This window comes from Ruegeria sp. C5 (genome assembly GCF_056537605.1).
The window spans coordinates 1,347,962-1,366,868 of the sequence record NZ_JBQFRX010000001.1 but is presented as its reverse complement, the minus strand read 5'-3'; the positions used below and the strand labels follow the sequence as shown (position 1 = coordinate 1,366,868).

Here is an 18,907-nt window from a genome sequence, read left to right as displayed (position 1 = left end):
AGGGGTTCTGATGAAAGGGCTCAGCGCACTCGGTTTGTTGCCAGATATGCGATACCCCCAGCCAACAGCCCCCAGACTGCCGCGCCCAACCCAAAAACCGTTATTCCAGAGGCCGTAATGGCCAGTGTCAAAATAGCCGCTTCGCGCTCGACAGGGACGTCCAGCGCGGCATGCATGGCATTGGCCAGGACCCCGATCAGGGCCACACCTGCCAGAGTGCCCATAAGCAGCGGGTCGGCATGGGCGGCAAAACTGGTGATCGCCACGGCAAAGATACCGAAGAGGCAGTAGAACACGCCACCCATGATTGCCGACCAATAACGCTGCGCCGGATCGGGGTGGCTTTCCTCGTTGGAACACATCGCTGCGGTGATTGCGGCCAGGCAGGTTGCGGGCGCCCCGAAAGGGGCCGAAAGCATGCTTGCGCCACCGACGGATGAAAACAACCGGCCGGGAACAGGATCAAAGCCAAAGCTGCGCATCACCGCGACGCCGGGGATATTCTGTGTCGCCATCGTGACGATAAACAGCGGTACGCCGATCCCGATGGCCGACGCGACCGAGAATGATGGCATGGTCCAGATCGGAGCCGCGATCAAACGATCCGGCATCAATTGGGCATCTCCTGCGTTCAGCGACACAATGATAGCCGCCGCGACCACAGCTGCCGGAACCGCGATCAATCGATTGAAACGGCCCGCGACAAACCACGTCAGGATCACCGGCAACGCCTGCCATGGAATCTCGATCGCCGCCTTGAAGGGCACAAGGCATAGTGGCAAGAGCACGCCTGCCAGCATTGCTTGCGCCAGTGTTGTGGGAATTGCTGCTGCCAATCGTCCCAGCGGCTTCCACAGCCCTGCCAGAACCGTTAATGCTCCGGCGCACAGGAACGCACCAATCGCGCCTGAAAATCCCTCGACCGGGGTGGCCGAGACGGCTAACAGAGCGGCCCCCGGAGTCGACCACGCAACGCTGATCGGCATTTTGTACCGCAGGCTGAGGACGATGGCTGCAAGCCCCATGGCAATCGCCGCACTCATCAGACCCGAGGCGGCTTCCTGCGATGAAGCTCCCATCGCGCCCAACCCCTGCAGTACGATGGGAAACGAGCTGAAGAACCCGACAATGGCCACAACCAACCCGGTTGAGACGGTCTGCATCGGAGGGAAAGATCGCATCGTCAGTGCCTCGCCAGGTTGTGTCGTCGAAGTGCTAACAAGCGGGGCGTGGCGTGAACAAGGGGAAAGCTCTGAGGGTAAAGAAAAACCTCACCGCCGGTTGGGTGGTGAGGTTCGATTTCAATATATCAGCAGCAGGAAAAAGATCAGGCGATTTCAGCCAAACGGGCGAGAGCTTCGTTTAGCTTGGCTTCTTCTTCTTCGCGGGCGGCAAGGTTAGCTTTGGCTTCCGCAACAACCTCTTCCGGGGCCGATGCCACGAATTTCGGGTTGTTCAGGCGTCCGCGCAGACCGCCGAGTTCCTTGGCCAACTTGCCTTTGGCTTTTTCCAGCCGTTCCTTTTCCGCACCAATGTCGATGATGTCCGCCAGTGGCAGGCCAAAGGAGGCACCGGGGGCGGCAATCGAGATCGTGCCCTTGGGCAGTTCATCCGCCTTGGTCAGGCTGTCGATCCGCGCCAGACGTTTGATCAGCGCTTCGTTGCGGTCCCATGCCGCTTGGCCGTGCGCGTCAATCTCCGTCACCAGCATCGGCACGTAGAGGCCAGCAGGAACCCGCATCTGTGCGCGGGCCGAGCGGGTGTTTTCGATCACCGAGATCACCCAGTTCATTTCTCGATCCGCATCCGCGTCGATCAGGTCGGCAGCCGCATAGGTCGGCCAATCTGCGTGTACAACCATTTTGGCACGCTTACCAGTCAGGCCCCACAGCTCTTCGGTGATGAAAGGCATGATCGGGTGCAGCAGAACCATGCACTGATCCAGAACCCAGCGCATGGTGGCGCGGGTCTCGGCCTGTGCCTCGGTGTCGTCGCCTTGCAGCAAGGGTTTAGAGAGTTCCACGTACCAGTCGCAGACCTTGCCCCAGACAAAGGCGTAGAGCCCGTTGGCCGCGTCGTTGAAACGATAGCTTTCCAGCGCCGCGTCGACCTCTTCCCGCACACGGGCGGTTTCACCGATGATCCAGCGGTTCACGGCGGCTTTGGGTTTCAGGTCAGTCACGTCCAGTTGCGGGACAGCGTCGGTGAAGACCTCATTCATCTCGGCAAAGCGGACGGCGTTCCACAGTTTGGTGCCGAAGTTTCGGTAACCTGTGATGCGCTCGCGCGACAGTTTCAGTACCCCGCCAATAGCCGCCATTGAGGCATTGGTAAAGCGCAGCGCGTCAGCACCGAATTCGTCCACGATCTCCAACGGGTCGATCACGTTGCCGGTGGTTTTGGACATCTTCTTGCCCTTCTCGTCGCGGACGAGCTGGTGCAGATACACGGTGTGGAACGGGATTTCTTTCACCACCGCCAGTTGCATCATCATCATCCGCGCGACCCAGAAGAACAGGATGTCAAAGCCGGTGATCAACACATCGGTTGGGAAATAGCGCTCTAACTCTTCGGTCTTTTCGGGCCAGCCCAGCGTGCCGATAGGCCAGAGGCCGGAAGAGAACCATGTGTCGAGTACGTCGGGGTCGCGCCAAACCGGGTAGACCAGCTTAGTCGGATCTTGTTCGACTGCGTATTGAGCAAGGCTTTCGGCGAACTGATGGATCGCTTCCTGCTTATCGGCAACTTCGATGACCGTCGCGTGGCTCAGCGGGCTGGGTATATTGGCATTGTCGTCGAGGAATTTCTCTGTAACGGCCTCAAGGCTTGCCGCGCATTCCATGACATTGCCACGATGCAGCATGCCGCCTTCGTTGAGCAAACGACCCAATTCGACCAAATCAAGGTCGCCGTCGTTTTCGTCGTCCTTGAAATTCTCAGCCGAGAGATCGAGACCATACCAAACCGGTATCTGATGCCCCCACCATAGCTGGCGCGAGATGCACCACGGCTCGATGTTTTCCAGCCAGTGGTAATAGGTCTTCTCGCCCGACTCGGGGATGATCTTGACAGTGCCGTCCTTGACCGCGTCCAGCGCAGGGCCGACGACCTTGGCGGCGTCGACGAACCATTGGTCGGTGAACATCGGCTCGATGACGACTTTCGAGCGGTCGCCGAAGGGCTGCATGATCGGTTTGCTTTCGACCAGCGGCACCAGCTTGTCCGCGCCTTCGTGTTCCGGCTTTAAAGCGGTCGAACCCAGACGTTGATCATCCGCGCGAGTCATGACAGCCAGACCGTCTGCAGTGATCTCCTCAACCACCTTCGCGCGGGCCTCGAACCGGTCGAGCCCGCGCAGGTGATCCGGGATCAGGTTGATCGCGTCGATCTCATTCTCGGTGAACTCGCGGCCCCGCGCATATTCCTGCGCCAAATCGGCCGCTTCGGCGTAAGGCGCGCCGTCTGCCCGCATCGCACCCTTGGTGTCCATCAGGCGGTACATCGGAATGCCGCCGCGCTTGGCAACCATGTTGTCATTGAAGTCATGCGCGCCGGTGATCTTCACCGCGCCCGAGCCGAAATCGGGATCGGGATAGTCATCGGTGATGATGGGGATCTGACGGCGATGCTCTTTCGGCCCAACCGGGATTTCGCAGAGTTTCCCGACAATGGGCGCATAGCGCTCATCGGATGGGTGAACCGCAACTGCGCCGTCGCCGAGCATGGTTTCGGGGCGGGTCGTGGCGATCGAGATATAGTCGCGCTCTTCCTCCAGCACGATATTCCCGTCCTCATCTTTCTCGACGTAGGTATAGGTCTCACCGCCCGCCAGCGGATACTTGAAGTGCCACATATGGCCCGCAACTTCGATATTCTCGACCTCAAGGTCCGAAATCGCGGTCTCGAAATGCGGGTCCCAGTTGACCAACCGCTTGCCGCGATAGATCAGACCCTTTTCGTACATGTCGACAAAGACCTTGATCACCGCGTCGTGAAAATTCGCAGAATTTTCGTGCCCGGTGCGCGGGTCACGCGGCGCACCCGCCATGGTGAAGGCGTTGCGCGACCAATCGCAGGACGAGCCCAGGCGCTTGAGCTGCTCGATGATCGTGCCGCCGTATTCTCCCTTCCATTCCCAGACCTTGTCCAGAAACGCCTCACGTCCCAGCTCACGACGTCCCGGCTGCTGGGTGTTGGCCAACATCTTTTCCACCTGCATCTGCGTGGCGATACCAGCGTGGTCCTGACCGGGCTGCCATAGCGTGTCGAACCCGCGCATCCGGTGCCAGCGGGTCAGAACATCCTGCAGCGTGTTGTTGAACGCGTGGCCCACATGCAGCGCACCCGTCACGTTCGGCGGTGGGATCATGATGGTAAAGCTCTCGTCGCGCGATTTGTTCGCGCCTGCCTTGAAGGCTCCGGCCTCTTCCCAGGCCTTGTAGATGCGGGCCTCGGCTTCGGCCGCGTTGAATGTCTTTTCCATCGCCATGGGGTGCGTCCTGCGTCATCAATCTCGGGTCAGCGCCTGCAATAGCGAATGCGTAAGGGAAGGGGAAGGGTCTGCGCGGCGGTCCTGCAATGATCAGCCGGGATTTGATGGGGCGGGCGCATAAAGATCCAGCTTTTCGCTGGCCCCTTGCCCCATCGCCTTGGCCTGATCGCTGCGGATGCGCGCGTGCAGGTCCAGCGCCTCAGGAGCAAACAGCTCGGTCGGCTCAGGGATATGGATGAAATTCCCCACCCGGTCCTCGCCCCGCGCCAGAATGGCATAGTCGCGATCCGCCACTTTTTGCTGCGCATTGGGGTTGAGATAACGGATAGCCAGGCCAATTCGACGATCATCAGATACGTTCGGCCCTGACCCATGAATGGTCAGCCCATGGTGCAGCGACATCTGGCCGGGCTGCAACTCGATATGGGTTTTGTCTTCCTCCGCGACATCGACTGCCACCTCTTGCCCACGCGACAGCAGGTTGTTGTCGGAGAACGTATCATCATGCGGCAGGATCGGGTTCTTGTGGCTGGCCTTCACGAAATCCATGCAGCCACTTTCAACCGTCGCAGGGGACAGGGCGATCCAGGCGGTCAACTGGTCCGAGGTTTCACCCATACCCCAATATGTCAGGTCCTGATGCATGCCCACCACTTGCGTCGTACGCGGTTCCTTGATGAACAGCTCAGCTGACCACAGCAGCAGGTCTGGGCCCAAAACACCTTCGACAACGTCCAAAACGCGCGGATCCAACGCGATGCGAGTGGCAAATGGCATCACCACATGCGCGTTGATGCGTTTGTACATGTTCAGGGGTAGCGGCAGGTCAGCCTCGCGCCAGCTGGCCTCGACATCCTCCAACTCGGCACGGTACCCGGCGGCTTCTGCGGCAGAGAACACGGGGATCGGAAATATAAACCCATCATCCCAATAGGCCTTGGCACTTTGGCTGTCCAATCGGCCATTCGTCAGCTTGATTTCTTTGGGCATGGAAACCTCCACTCGACTGAATTTAGGTTCAGCCTAGGCGCGGCCCAGATCGGCGCGCAACGCTGTTTCCAGACATGAATGTCGCTTTCAGACCGTGCGGAGTTAATTTTCTCAGCCACTGGACAAGGTCCTGCTTCACGCTAGGGTCGCGCATTCAGGCAGCCAGAGGATCATCCCATGGAAAAATTCGGCAAAAGCCAGCCCGTCAAACGAACCGAGGACCAGCGGTTTCTGACCGGGCAGGGGCAATACATGGACGATTCTGTGCCCGAGAATGCGCTGTTCGCAGCATTCTTTCGCAGCCCGGTGGCGCATGCCACGATCACGTCGCTGGACCTTGAAGATGCACGTACAGCGGATGGGGTGCGCTTGGTCATGACGCTGGAAGATCTGACTGCTGCCGGGATCGATACGGTGATGAACGCGACTACAGTCGCCAACCGCGACGGCAGTCAAGGCGCTGCGTCCGAGCGGAACATGCTGGCCAAGGACCGCGTGCGTTTCGTCGGAGAACCCGTTGCGGTCGTCATTGCCGACTCGTTGTTACAGGCCCGCGATGCAGCCGAATTGATCTGGATGGAAACCGAGGACCTGCCGGTCAAGACGGATGTCGCTGCGGGTGGGGAACCTTTGCATCCACAAGCCCCCGACAACCGCGCCTTTGACTGGGGCTTGGGTGATGAGAAGGCGACCAATGCCGCCTTTCATGCAGCGGCGCGCACCGTCGCGCTGAACGTGCATGACAACCGGGTCATCGTGAGCTCGATCGAACCGCGTGGCTGTCAGGCCGATTGGTCGGGTGGCCGTATGCATTTCTCATATGGCGGGCAGGGTGTCTGGGGGATGAAAGCGCAACTGGCACAAAAGCTGAAACTGGACCCCGAGGCGATCCGTGTTACTACGCCAGATGTCGGCGGCGGATTTGGTATGAAGGCGATGCCTTACCCCGAATATTTCACCGTTGCTGTTGCTGCCATGAAACTGGGCCAGCCCGTGCACTGGATGTCGGACCGGTCCGAAGCGATGTTGTCAGATCACCACGGCCGTGACCTGACGTCGCTGGCGGAACTTGCCTTTGATGCCGATCACAAGATCACCGCCTATCGGGTTCACAGCAAGATCAACCTTGGTGCCTATAACAGCCATTTCGCGCAGGCGATCCAGACCAGCCTGTTCAGTAAGGTTTTGATGGGTGTCTACGATGTTCAGACCACCTACTTGCGGGTCGAAGGATTCTTCACCAACACCACGCAGGTCGACGCCTATCGCGGTGCCGGGCGACCCGAGGCGATCTATGTGCTGGAACGCGTCATGGACCGTGCTGCGCGTGAGTTGGGGATTGATCCGTGGGAGTTGCGGCGCAAGAATTTCATCCGACCCGAAGCTTTCCCCTATAAGACCGCAACCGGCGAAACCTATGATGTGGGTGAGTTCAACATGGTCCTCAGCCGCGCCGCCGAACAGACTACGGGCTTCGAGGCCCGCAAGGCGGCGGATGCGGAAAACGGCCTGATCCGGGGTCAGGGGCTTTGTTACTATATCGAAAGTATTTTGGGAGACCCTTCCGAAGGCGCGAAGATCGAGTTTTGCGAGGACAGAACGGTGAACCTCTATGTCGGCACTCAGTCCAATGGGCAAGGGCACGAGACCGTCTACGCCCAGTTCCTTTCGGACCAGACAGGGATTCCTTCGCACCTGATCAATGTTGTGCAAGGCGACACGGACAGGCTGGCGCAGGGCGGCGGAACCGGCGGATCACGCTCGGTAACGACCCAAAGCAACGCGACACTGGTCACAGTTGATACGATGATCGCCGCATTCACGCCCTATCTTGCGGATAAGATGGGGGTCGAGGAAAGCGATGTGACCTTCGACCATGAAACCTTCCGCGCGCCGGGGTCCAACCTGACCCCCACGCTGACCGAGGCGGCCGAGATGGCGCGCGCAGACGGGCGCACCGATCTGTTGCAGCACGAAGCCCGCGCCACGCTAGATGCACGCAGCTATCCCAATGGTGCACATGTTGCCGAAGTCGTTATCGATTCTTTCACTGGTGAAACATGGGTCGACCGCTACACGGTGGTGGATGATTTCGGCAATCTTATCAACCCGATGCTGGCCGAGGGGCAGGTACATGGCGGCGTGGTTCAGGGTATCGGCCAAGCACTGACCGAGCATGTTGTTCATGATGCCGAGGGGCAACTGCTCACGGCTTCGTTCATGGACTACGCCTTGCCCCGCGCTGCTGAGATACCCATGATAGAGTTTACCTCGGCGCCGGTTCCGTCAACCGCCAACCCGATGGGGATGAAAGGCTGTGGCGAGGCAGGCACCGTGGGCGCACTGGCCGCAGTGGCGAACGCGGTACAGGATGCGCTCTGGGATCACGGGGTGCGGCAGGCGGATATGCCTTTCACACCTCACAAAGTTTGGGAATTGTTGACGCATGGTTCTGTCGCGGCTGAGTAGAAAGGTACTGGGATGGCTCGGACGGCCTCTGCGGTCCGAGCACTCGGCCGAAACGCGCCACCGCGAACCTGTCAGCCATGTCATCATTCTTGACGGCACCATGTCGACTCTGGAAGCAGGGCGGGAAACCCACGCGGGCCAGACCCTGCGCCTGTGCTGCGAGATGGGCAGCCAGGTTTCGGTTTTCTACGAATCCGGCGTGCAGTGGGAAAGCTGGAAGTCGACTATGGACGTGATGATGGGGCGGGGTATCAACCGTCAGATTCGGCGGGCCTATGGTTATTTGGCTTCGCGTTACAAACCCGGTGATAAGATCTTTTTCATCGGCTATTCACGCGGCGCATACGGGGTCCGCAGCCTTGCAGGCGTGATCGATGCTATCGGGTTGCTCAAGGCCGAACACGCCACCGTCCGCAACATCAAACAGGCCTATCGACACTATGAATGTAACGCCAATGGCGAAGCGGCGGCGGTCTTTCGTCGGGAGTTCTGTCACGAGGATGTCGCCATCGAGATGGTCGGCGTCTGGGACACGGTCAAGGCGCTGGGCCTGCGCCTGCCGCTGCTGTGGCGCTGGGCCGAGGAACGCCATGCCTTCCACAACCACCAGCTTGGCCCGGCCACCCGCCACGGCTATCACGCCATGGCGCTGGACGAGACCCGCGAGGTGTTCGAGCCGGTGCTGTGGAAATGCACGCCTGACTTCAAAGGCCATATCGAGCAGGTTTGGTTCCGCGGCACCCACGGCGATGTTGGCGGCCAGTTAAACGGGTTCGAAGAGGCCCGCCCCCTCAGCAACATCTCGTTGATCTGGATGCTGGACAAGGCCGAGTTGCACGGCCTGCCCCTGCCCGAAGGTTGGCGCGACCGTTTCCCCACCGACCCCCACGCCCGCTCGGTTGGCACATGGCGCGGCTGGGGAAAGATCTTCCTGCTGCGCAAGCATCGCAAAGTGGGACGTGACCGGTCAGAGAAGCTGCATGTCTCGGTCTCACCGGATGAGCTGCCCGGCTGGGTGCCGATGCCGGATTTGCCGTCACATCCAGCGCAGTGAAAGGCTAATCATATACCAGCGGTTCCAAGATCACCGACACTACAATGTCAGGTTCGAGCCCTTTTGCGCCATTCGCGCTTTCCAAGAAAAACTTCGTTTGCGCGCCATTTCCATGTTATTGTGCCACATTGGATACAATTATTTGGAGCCAAAGGTGCGAAAATTCCTTTCGATCATGACCGCGACCATTTCTGCTGCAATTCTCCTAGGCGCTTGTACACCAACGGTAAAGCCCCCGAAGACAACCAGATCAATCGATTTCAAAAATGTACCAGATCAGAAATTCATGGTTGGCGGACTTGGGGCCGGAAATCCCAAAATGGTGTCGGTACGCGATCTGACGGATCAGCAATTCAAAACTGTAATGAACTGTGGCGCGAGAGAGAACATCGCGAATTGTGCTAAGCGCCGCGGGAGTATTTTTTTTGGCGGCCGTGCGTTCAAAGATAGTTTGTCCGGTATCACCGGCAGAGCTCTTCTTCGAACCGCGCAAGGAGGTAGAAACACACAAAACAAATGGGATGTAAAGGTAAAGGGTCAGATCCTAGATGAATGCCTCCATGCGAATATTCCGGGCTATCACTACAAAGATGGCAATTTGCGCCTATGCGTGATCATGCGTACAATCATAGCCAATCCTCAGAACGACAATGAGAAGGTCCGATACCAATATTTCCATATCGAGGCCACCTCCGCGACGGTCGATGAAAAGGACTTAACCAACGAGGACAACGTGTTCCCAGATGCGGCGAAGGCCACCGGCCTCGAAGTTTCGAAAGGAATGGCAGACGGGTTTGACCGCAAACTATATGCGCATGGTGCAAATATCGAAATCGTTAATTACTGGGAAGCCAACGAGAAAGAAGCCAAGGACCCTATTGAATGGACGGCTTATACGAAAGCCTCGGGTGGTCCTCGGCGCATTAGGGATTACTTTAGGTCCAATCCAGATGCCTGTGTCGACATGATGTTCCCGGGACCAATTGTGCCTGAAAAGCTTGCTTCTGGCGCGGCCGAGGGAGTTCACTACTGTCTGGGCCGTTGCAAAAATCCGCCTGTCGTCAATACACGTTGAACGCGCTGTGCGCATAAATCGGCCGGTTTGTCCCGCACAGCCGGCGTTCCAGTCTAAAACACCCTCGCAGTTTTCAGCGAGGGTGTTTTCTTTGCAAGAGCTCGTTACGCCTTGTGTCGAGCCCGACTATGCAGCGCTTCCGGTAAGAGGCGTGGCGAAACGCCTGCGCCCTTTTCACGTTCTATAGTAATGATTTAGGTTCTTGTGTTCCCAATCACCGCCGACGGTCGCGGCGCGAGCTCATTGGCTGGAACGCCACGCCCACATGCGCTTCGCAATAGGGTTTGCCTGCCTCGACGGGCAGGCCGCAGAACCAGAAATCCTCGGTCGCGGGGTCGCCGACAGGCCATTTGCAGGTCTTTTCGGTCAGCTCCATCAAAGACAGCTTCTTGGCCTTCTTTTCAATCTCGTTGACCTTGGCCAAAGCCTCGGGGCTGATCTCATTGGCCGACGGTTGCGGAGGCAGCGGCTGGCCGGCGGGTATGATCTGGCGACGGGCCGGGGTGACCGGTTTGGCCTCGGGGGCTGGCACCGGACGGGCCGGTTCAGTCTTGGGTGTCGGTTTCGGTTTGGCCTCGGCCTTGGGCGCGGGGGCCGGTTTTTCCTTAGGCTCGGCCTTTGCCGGGCTTGCACCGGTGGCGCGATTCGACAGACCCAGACGGTGCACCTTGCCGATCACCGCATTGCGGGTCACGCCGCCCAGTTCCTTGGCGATCTGGCTGGCCGACTGGCCCTCGCCCCACATCTTTTTCAGCAGCTCTACACGCTCGTCAGTCCAGGACATCATTTGCCTTTCAAAAGCGGAAAGCGGCCCCGGATTCGGGCCGCCTTGGGAAATCATCTCAGCGCCCTATTCTAAACACTGCAGCCCGAGTTACAAGCGGTCTTCGAATCAGGTATGGGGCAGAGCATGCATAATCTCATGGATCACGACGCACGCCGCTTTGGCGCGGTGAATTGGATGGGCCTCTATACACTGGCGCAGCGCGAAACCCTGCGCTTTCTGGCCGTGTGGACGCAGACCCTGCTGGCACCGCTGGTGACGGCAGGCCTGTTCCTGCTGATCTTCAACATTGCCATTGGTCCCAGCCGACCGGATGTGATGGGGGTGCCGTTTCTGACCTTTCTGGCACCGGGCATCATGATGATGACCGTGATTCAGAACGCCTTTGCCAATACATCGTCATCGATGGTGATCGCCAAGGTTCAGGGCAATATCGTCGATACGCTGATGCCGCCGCTATCGCCGCTGGAAATCCTGTTGGGTTATCTGGCCGGAGGCATCGCCCGCGGAATCCTGATCGCCCTTGTTGTCGCAATCGCTCTGGCGTTGGTTCTGGGCATCGTGCCGCAGAACCCGCTGATCGCACTGATATTCGTGGTTTTAGGTGGCGCGTTCATGGGCGCGCTTGGGCTTTTTGCCGGGATTTTTGCCAACAAGTTTGACCAGATGGCGGCGATCACCAACTTCATCGTCACGCCTTTGGCTTTCTTGTCCGGCACTTTCTATTCTGTGCAGGCGCTACCGCCAGTGCTCAATCGGCTAAGCCATGCGAACCCGGTCTTCTATCTGATTGACGGGTTGCGCTATGGGATGATCGGCGTGTCCGACAGCTCTCCTTGGTTGGGCATGGCGATCTGCGCCAGCGCGACATTGTTGGTTGGAGGATTGACCTGGCAGATGTTGCGCACCGGCTACCGGCTCAAGGCCTGACGGTGTATCGCCTCGCGCCAGACCAGAATCAGACCTCCGGTCAGGATGATGGCCGAGCCGATCATGCTGATCCCATCCGGTATCACCTTGAATACCGCGAAATCGTAGACGGCAGCGAAGATCAGGGTGGCGTAGCTGATCGGTGCCACAAAAGAGGCATCCGCCCGCGCCATTCCGTTGACGAAACAAGCCTGCGCACAGGCCATTAGCACACCAATCGAAGCCAGCGCCGCCCATTGCTGAGGCGTCGGCATCTGGAAAACGAAACTTACCGCGACTGTCGCAATGGTCAGACCCATCGCATTGTTGATCAGCAGAATCTGGATCGGTATTTCTCGGCCCGAGAGCTTTTTGATAAAGATCAGTTCCATTCCAATTATCACTGCTGCGGTCAGGGCCAGTAATGCAGCGGGTTGAAAGCTAGCGGGCGTTGGACGCAACAGAACCAAAGCACCGATCAAGGCTACGAAGGCGGCTAACCAGCGCCACGGGCCGACACCTTCTTTCAGCAGCGGGATCGCCAACATCATGGCAAAGACCGGGTTCAGGAACGAGATCGCCGTCGCATCCGCAATCGGTATGAAAGCAACGGATGCAAACATCAGCGTGATCCCCAGCCAGCCGAAGCTCGTCCGTCCGATATGCAGACCCCAATGCGGGCGGCTCAGGCGGGGGCGCATGATGCCGACGGCTGTCACGATTACCAGAAAGGCAAACAGAAACCGTCCATGGCTGATCTGCATCGGATGCAGGGCAGGGCCAAGCACATCCGTCCCCAGTGCTTTCGCCAGCAATGTGGTCCCTGCGAGAAGGGCGCTGGCCGCAAGGATCAGCAGGGCCGCAAGGGCAGGATTCTGACGTATCGGTGTCATGGTTCAGCCGTGCGCCAGCGTCGGGTAAATGACAAGCGGTAAATCCCGGTCTCAGAATGATTTTTGCCCCGATCGCAAAAACGGGGTTTTCAGACCCGGTGCACCCCGCTATACGGCCTCACATGATCAATACCGCACATATCCTGCGCCTCCGACGCCGACGCCTGACCGCATAATCGGCCCGTTTGATCCATTTGCGCTGTCCAAATCCGCGCAAACCCCACCAAATCAGTTGACGACCATGGCCCCAGTGTATCACTCACAGGGCTCAAGCTATTCGAAAAGGATGATCCGATGATCCCGTCCGTTCTGCCGACCTATAACCGCGCGCCCCTGACATTCGTGAAGGGCGAAGGCGCCTGGCTGACCGAGGCGGATGGCCGACGTTTTCTGGATCTGGGCGCAGGCATAGCGGTGAACGCGCTGGGTCATGCGCATCCGGCGCTGGTGGCGGCCCTGACGGAACAGGCGCATGCGCTGTGGCATGTTTCAAACCTCTATAACATCCCGCAACAGCAGGCACTGGCGGACAAGCTGGTGGAACACACCTTTGCCGATACGGTGTTCTTCACCAATTCGGGCACCGAATCCTGCGAATTGGCCGTCAAAATGGCCCGCAAGTATTTTTATGACAAAGGTCAGCCCGAGAAGGTCGAGATCATCACCTTCGACGGCTCATTCCATGGCCGGTCATCGGCGGGTATCGCCGCCGCCGGGTCCGAGAAGATGACCAAAGGCTTTGGACCGCTGCTTCCCGGCTTTGTGCATCTGACATTCGGAGACCTCGACGGCGTCACCAACGCCATCACCGACACCACGGCAGCCATCCTGATCGAACCGGTTCAGGGCGAAGGCGGCATCCGCCCCGTTCCGGATGCAGAGCTGAAAGCCTTGCGCCAGATTTGCGATGATAACGGCCTTTTGCTGATCCTCGATGAGGTCCAATGCGGCGTTGGACGGACCGGCAAACTCTTTGCCCATGAATGGGCCGGCATCACGCCGGATATCATGATGGTCGCCAAAGGCATCGGCGGCGGTTTTCCTCTGGGTGCGGTTCTGGCCACCGAAGAGGCCGCCAGCGGCATGACGGCAGGCACCCACGGCTCGACCTATGGCGGCAACCCCTTGGGCTGCGCTGTAGGCTGCGCGGTGATCGATCAGGTCGCTACTCCGGCCTTCCTCGAAGGGGTGAATCGCAAGGCAGGCCTGCTGCGTCAGAAGCTCGAAGGCCTGATCGCGGACCACCCCGAAGTATTCGAGGAGGTGCGCGGCTCAGGCCTGATGCTAGGCCTGAAATGCAAGCCCACCAATATCGACGTGGTCAACGCTGGCTATGACAACGAGGTCATAACGGTTCCCGCCGCAGATAACGTGATCCGCCTGCTGCCGCCGCTGACCCTCACCGAGGATGACATCGCACAAGCCCTGATCCGCCTCGAGAAAACTGCGGCACAAGTCGAAAACGCAATGGCTTCGGCCTGAACTCGCCTGATTAAAAAGTGAATTAAAATGAACCACTTCCTTGATATCCACAAAACTGACGCAGGTGATCTGCGGAACATGATCGATCAGGCCAGCGCGATGAAACAGGCGCGCCTTGGGCGTCCCAAAGCCGCCCCCGACGACGAGCAGCCTCTGGCAGGCCGCATGGTTGCGCTGATCTTTGAAAAGCCATCAACGCGGACCCGCGTGTCCTTCGATGTTGGCGTGCGCCAAATGGGCGGGCAGACCATGGTGCTGTCCGGCAAGGACATGCAGCTGGGCCATGGCGAGACCATCGCCGACACCGCCCGGGTCCTGTCGCGCTATGTCGACATGATCATGATCCGGACCTTTGATGAAACCATCCTGACCGAGATGTCCGAATACTCGGACGTTCCCGTCATCAATGGTCTGACCGATCGTACACATCCCTGCCAGATCATGGCCGATGTGCTGACCTATGAAGAGCATCGCGGCCCCATCGCAGGAAAAAAGGTCGTTTGGACCGGCGACGGCAACAATGTCTGCGCTTCATTTCTGCATGCCGCCGGTCAATTCGGTTTCGACCTGACATTCACCGGCCCGGCGCAGCTGGACCCGGAAGAAGAATTTATGGGGCTTGCACGCCAGAAGGGCTCGAAAATCGTGATCGAACGGGACCCGCACAAAGCTGTTGAAGGGGCCGACCTCGTGGTCGCCGATACTTGGGTCTCAATGCACGATTCTCAATCCGCGAAGGAGCGCCGCCACAACATGCTGCGCCCCTATCAGGTCAACGCCGAGCTGATGTCGCATGCCAAGCCAGACGCGTTGTTCATGCACTGCCTGCCTGCGCACCGCGAAGAAGAGGCCACATCCGAGGTCATGGACGGCCCGAACTCGGTGATCTTTGACGAGGCCGAAAACCGCCTGCATGCGCAAAAAGCCGTGATGCGCTGGTGTCTGGGCGTCTGAGGCCGACAGCAATCTGGGAGAGCCATAGATGGCTCTCTTAAATCTCGGAGCAACCAATGCCACACATCACTCTGGAATTCTCTGCCGGGCTCGAAAAAACTCATGATTTTCAAGCCATCTGTGAGCAGCTCTATTCCGAGCTCGCCGCGCATGAAGAATTCGATGCCCCAACACTCAAAATCCGTGCCACCTCGTTTCCGTATTTCCGCATCGGGACCGAACCGCAGACCTTCATTCATGCCACGCTCTTGTTGCTGCAAGGCCGAAATGAGGCAACGCGCGCCGAGTTGAACGCGATCATTCTGAATGTTCTGGCTGCGTCTGCGCCCACGGTCGGCAGTATCACCGTGCGGGATGTTGAAATAGATCGCGCGACCTATGCCAAACGCCTGTCAGCCTGACGCGGCCCCGGTATGCGTATGGGATGACTAAACGCGTCGGGTCACATCCCAGACCCGTAGTCTGGCGAGCGTAGCGACGCACGCCAGAACTAACAGCACACACAATGCGATCTTGGTCATGATCTCCATTGTGCCCTCAATCAGCAGGGCGTGTACGACACTGCCCAGAATGGTTACCAGCGCCAGTCCTGTGTGCCCCAGACGCCAGAGCCGAAATCGCAGGTTCAGGCGTAGCCGCAAAACACCCATTGTTGCTGCAGCAAAACCCGTCCACATCGCGATCACACCCCAGACGGAAAAGGGTGTGGCTGATACGAATAGAAGCGCGTCCACGGCATCCGGCGGGCTCGTGATCCACAAACCGCCCACATGGATTACGATCGCTGCGACAAGGGCCAGACCGCACCGCCTGTGCCATAAGCGGCTGCGCACAGGTGAAAGCCCAGGCAACCAGCGTCCGGCCAGCAAGGGTTGCATCAGCAGAAGGCACATCCCGACGATGCCCGCAAACCCGGCTAGGATGTAGATCGGCTCGCGCCACGCCAGATAAGGGCTGAATGCTGCCGCGATAACCGGCACCAGAAGGGCGACAATCAACGCTGCCCAGATCAGTATGCGCCTCAACACGTATCAGGCAGGCTGCAAGACGAAATGCGCGGCAAGCGTTTTATCCTTCGCGCTCGACATCACCGGGCGTAGGAAAACCGTTTCGAATTCGCCGCTGTCATAGGCCAGATGCCCGTGCGGTTGGCCAAAGGCGGGCACGATTTGTGGCATCTCAAGCCGAAATTCACCGTTCGCATCCGTCAGCGTCGCCCCATGGCTGCGCTGGTCGCGCTCGTGCCCTTCGGTCGTATGCGCCCAGATCTGGATACGCTGGCCGGGCAAGGGGGCTCCGTCGCCTGCGCGGCGCACGGTGCCGGTCATCCAGAAACCTCCGCCGCCGATGCGCTGCACAATAGGGGCGCCGGGGCGATAGTTGTTCGATCCGCCCCGCATGGACGGGGTCGGTGCAACGCCCTGCGCCCGCGCGGGCGTGGTCAGCCCGGCCGTGCCTAGCGCTGCAAAACAGCCCGCCGTAACCAACGCGCTGCGGCGGGTAAGAAGAACGTGCGACATCGAGAGGGCTCCTTTCGATAACGGGCATGTTGTCTGGCCTGATACTCAATCTAGCACGTTTGTTGCGAAAGCCGAGTTAAGCTGGTCTGAAGATCGGGTCATTTCATCACCGTCACGTGAGCGTTGCCGCCGTTTCCGCACATCGTGCACTGTATATGTGCACTCATGCGCTATGCCCGACAATAAATCATACTATATTCCACATTATCAAACATATTGAAGCCCAAGCCAGATCCTGACCTAAGGGAGAGCGAGAATGAGCTGGAATCCGACCCATACACCCGACTGCCGGTCCGAGAACCCGGCGCTGGACAGCCTGATCATCCCCCGTGCCCGTGATCTGGGCGGGTTCGAGGTGCGCCGCGCGCTACCCTCGGTCAAACGGCAACTGGTCGGCCCCTTCATCTTCTTCGACCAAATGGGTCCGGCCGAATTCATCACCGAAGGCGGTATTGACGTACGGCCGCATCCCCATATCGGACTGGGTACCGTGACCTATTTATATCAGGGCGAGTTTGAACACCGCGACAGTCTCGGCACGCATCAGATGATCTATCCCGGCGAGGTCAACTGGATGGTCGCTGGGCGTGGTGTGACCCATTCCGAACGTACCAGTGACCAAACACGCGGCAAGAAACACAGCCTGTTTGGCATCCAGACTTGGATCGCCCTGCCCGAAACTCACGAAGATATGGCCCCCGATTTCGAACACCACAAACAGGGCGCGTTGCCCCATATTCAGGATGCAGGCGTCAGCGCCCGCCTGATCCTTGGTTCCGCCTATGGCGAAACCAGCCCGGTCACCATGCTGTCCGAGACCTTTTATCTCGACGTCCAGCTCGAACCGGGTGCCTCCTTCCCGCTGCCCGACAATCACGAGGATCGCGGTGTCTATGTCACCACAGGCTCGGTCGAGATCGCAGGCGACAGCTGTGAGGCGGGTCGCATGATGGTCTTCCGCCCCGGCGATCACCTGTCCGTGAAGGCCGGACCACTGGGTGCGCGGCTGTTGCTGCTGGGCGGCGCGACCTTGAACGAAGATCGCTACATCTGGTGGAACTTCGTCTCCTCCTCGAAGGAGAAGATAGAAACCGCCACACGCGAATGGAAAACTGCCGACTGGGCGAACGGCGCCTTCCACCTGCCGCCCGGTGATGATCAGGAGTTCATTCCGATCTCGGAAGACCTCGAACGCACCCGACCCAGACGCGCCCGCGTCTGACCTCACGTCACGCTGGCTCCGTTGAACGATCCCGGCGATCCTTGGAGGCACAGCGGAGGTAAGCCATGAATATTGTCATCGCCGGTGCAGGCAGCATTGGCTGCTTTTGCGGCGCATTGCTGGCCGCAGCGGGACACAGCGTGACACTGCTGGGTCGCGCGCGGGTGCTGAACGCCATCCGGGGACAGGGGCTGACGGTGACAGATTTCTCGAACCTGCATCGTCACGTCGCCGCCGCACAACTCACGCTCAGCGAAGACCCTGCCTGTCTCGGGGATGCCGAGTTGGTCATCGTCACGGTAAAAACCGGCGCGACCGCCGAGATGGCAACGCTGATCGCCGCACACGCCACGGAAACGGCCCCGGTTCTGTCTTGGCAGAATGGGCTCGAGAACGCCCGCACCCTGCGCACCGCTCTTCCCGGACGCGACGTTCGGGCTGGAATGGTGCCCTTCAACGTGGTGCCGACGGGCCCGGCAACCTATCACCGTGCCACATCGGGTGAGATCGTCATCGAGCGTGGCTCCCGGTCTCTGGCTGAACGCCTAAGCGCCCCAGATCTACCCGTCAGCGAAAGCGACCAGATCGAGGCAGTGCAATGGGGTAAGCTGGTGATCAACCTCAACAATGCATTGAACGCATTGTCCGGCCTGACCTTGCAAAACCAACTGCTCGACCGAAACTGGCGTCGCCTGATGGCTGATCAGATGGCCGAGGCGCAGCGTGTTTTGAAAGTCGCCGAGATCGAGGCCACCTCCACAACGCCACTACCCGCATGGATGACACCGCACATTCTACGTCTGCCAACGCCAATTTTTATACGAATTGCGGCAAAAATGCTGACCATCGACCCAAACGCGCGCACCTCGATGGCTTATGATCTGACGGCGGGACGCCCGACCGAAATCGACAGTCTACAGGGCGAAATCATCAAACTCGGCCAACAGTACGCGATCCCAACCCCGATCAATAGCCGAGTCTCTCAACTCATCCACCAATCACCGGACACGCCGCTCACAGTCGACCAGATCATAACCTGATCCGTCTCTTCATCTGGCCTAAA

General features: G+C 59.1%; 16 protein-coding genes. 9 read left to right on the top strand and 7 right to left on the bottom strand.

Going from position 1 to position 18,907, the window contains the following annotated elements; translation table 11 throughout:
- Positions 1-20 precede the first annotated feature (20 nt).
- The 3 genes from ACR0AW_RS06945 to ACR0AW_RS06935 form a co-directional block, all read right to left on the bottom strand.
- Positions 21-1,181 (bottom strand): benzoate/H(+) symporter BenE family transporter, encoded by a 1,161-nt coding sequence (locus ACR0AW_RS06945; protein WP_170424251.1) that lies wholly within the window; start codon positions 1,179-1,181, stop codon positions 21-23.
- 146 nt (positions 1,182-1,327) lie between these two features.
- A complete protein-coding gene (locus ACR0AW_RS06940; RefSeq protein WP_170733243.1) occupies positions 1,328-4,489 on the bottom strand; it encodes a valine--tRNA ligase in 3,162 nt (1,053 codons plus the stop codon).
- Positions 4,490-4,582: 93 nt separating this feature from the next.
- Positions 4,583-5,482 (bottom strand): phytanoyl-CoA dioxygenase family protein, encoded by a 900-nt coding sequence (locus tag ACR0AW_RS06935; protein ID WP_170733242.1) that lies wholly within the window; start codon positions 5,480-5,482, stop codon positions 4,583-4,585.
- A 177-nt stretch (positions 5,483-5,659) separates the two neighbouring features.
- Between ACR0AW_RS06935 and ACR0AW_RS06930 the strand changes: the two genes are divergently transcribed.
- From ACR0AW_RS06930 to ACR0AW_RS06920, 3 genes are all read left to right on the top strand, one after another.
- The gene (locus tag ACR0AW_RS06930) at positions 5,660-7,951 is read left to right on the top strand and encodes a xanthine dehydrogenase family protein molybdopterin-binding subunit (protein WP_170733241.1); all 2,292 of its coding nucleotides are present in this window, start codon (positions 5,660-5,662) and stop codon (positions 7,949-7,951) included.
- Complete coding sequence (locus ACR0AW_RS06925; RefSeq protein ID WP_170733240.1) at positions 7,929-9,005, top strand: T6SS phospholipase effector Tle1-like catalytic domain-containing protein; 1,077 nt, start codon at positions 7,929-7,931, stop codon at positions 9,003-9,005. Before ACR0AW_RS06930 ends, ACR0AW_RS06925 begins: the two co-directional genes overlap by 23 nt.
- Before the next feature lie 175 nt (positions 9,006-9,180).
- Positions 9,181-10,080, top strand: a complete 900-nt coding sequence (locus ACR0AW_RS06920) for a hypothetical protein (RefSeq protein WP_170733239.1) — start codon at positions 9,181-9,183, stop codon at positions 10,078-10,080.
- A 214-nt stretch (positions 10,081-10,294) separates the two neighbouring features.
- Here ACR0AW_RS06920 and ACR0AW_RS06915 read toward each other — a convergent pair whose 3' ends face one another.
- Positions 10,295-10,864: a GcrA family cell cycle regulator gene (locus ACR0AW_RS06915; RefSeq protein ID WP_170397240.1), complete on the bottom strand. Its 570-nt coding sequence runs from the start codon at positions 10,862-10,864 to the stop codon at positions 10,295-10,297.
- 126 nt (positions 10,865-10,990) lie between these two features.
- On the opposite strand from ACR0AW_RS06915, the gene ACR0AW_RS06910 reads away from it, so the two are divergent.
- A complete protein-coding gene (locus ACR0AW_RS06910; RefSeq protein WP_170397238.1) occupies positions 10,991-11,794 on the top strand; it encodes an ABC transporter permease in 804 nt (267 codons plus the stop codon).
- Here ACR0AW_RS06910 and ACR0AW_RS06905 read toward each other — a convergent pair.
- The gene (locus ACR0AW_RS06905; RefSeq protein WP_170733238.1) at positions 11,776-12,666 is read right to left on the bottom strand and encodes a DMT family transporter; all 891 of its coding nucleotides are present in this window, start codon (positions 12,664-12,666) and stop codon (positions 11,776-11,778) included. The genes ACR0AW_RS06910 and ACR0AW_RS06905 overlap by 19 nt on opposite strands.
- A gap of 294 nt (positions 12,667-12,960) precedes the next feature.
- Here ACR0AW_RS06905 and ACR0AW_RS06900 point away from each other — a divergent pair, with 294 nt between their 5' ends.
- From ACR0AW_RS06900 to ACR0AW_RS06890, 3 genes are read left to right on the top strand one after another with little or no spacing between them, the layout of a single operon-like run.
- Entirely contained in the window at positions 12,961-14,148 is a 1,188-nt protein-coding gene (locus tag ACR0AW_RS06900) for an aspartate aminotransferase family protein (RefSeq protein ID WP_170597012.1), read from the top strand.
- 27 nt (positions 14,149-14,175) lie between these two features.
- On the top strand, positions 14,176-15,102 hold the full coding sequence (gene argF, locus ACR0AW_RS06895) for an ornithine carbamoyltransferase (protein ID WP_170404219.1): 927 nt from the start codon (positions 14,176-14,178) through the stop codon (positions 15,100-15,102).
- Between the two features lie 56 nt (positions 15,103-15,158).
- Positions 15,159-15,503: a tautomerase family protein gene (locus ACR0AW_RS06890; protein ID WP_170733237.1), complete on the top strand. Its 345-nt coding sequence runs from the start codon at positions 15,159-15,161 to the stop codon at positions 15,501-15,503.
- Between the two features lie 27 nt (positions 15,504-15,530).
- Here ACR0AW_RS06890 and ACR0AW_RS06885 read toward each other — a convergent pair whose 3' ends face one another.
- Together ACR0AW_RS06885 and ACR0AW_RS06880 are read right to left on the bottom strand one after the other, a co-directional pair.
- Positions 15,531-16,127 (bottom strand): ferric reductase-like transmembrane domain-containing protein, encoded by a 597-nt coding sequence (locus ACR0AW_RS06885; protein ID WP_480438806.1) that lies wholly within the window; start codon positions 16,125-16,127, stop codon positions 15,531-15,533.
- Between the two features lie 6 nt (positions 16,128-16,133).
- Complete coding sequence (locus tag ACR0AW_RS06880) at positions 16,134-16,622, bottom strand: peptidase associated/transthyretin-like domain-containing protein (protein WP_170397223.1); 489 nt, start codon at positions 16,620-16,622, stop codon at positions 16,134-16,136.
- 256 nt (positions 16,623-16,878) lie between these two features.
- Between ACR0AW_RS06880 and ACR0AW_RS06875 the strand changes: the two genes are divergently transcribed.
- Together ACR0AW_RS06875 and ACR0AW_RS06870 are read left to right on the top strand one after the other, a co-directional pair.
- Positions 16,879-17,844, top strand: coding sequence for a pirin family protein (locus ACR0AW_RS06875; RefSeq protein WP_170733235.1), 966 nt, complete (start codon positions 16,879-16,881; stop codon positions 17,842-17,844).
- A 65-nt stretch (positions 17,845-17,909) separates the two neighbouring features.
- Entirely contained in the window at positions 17,910-18,884 is a 975-nt protein-coding gene (locus ACR0AW_RS06870; protein WP_170733234.1) for a 2-dehydropantoate 2-reductase, read from the top strand.
- The last annotated feature ends 23 nt before the right edge of the window (positions 18,885-18,907 follow it).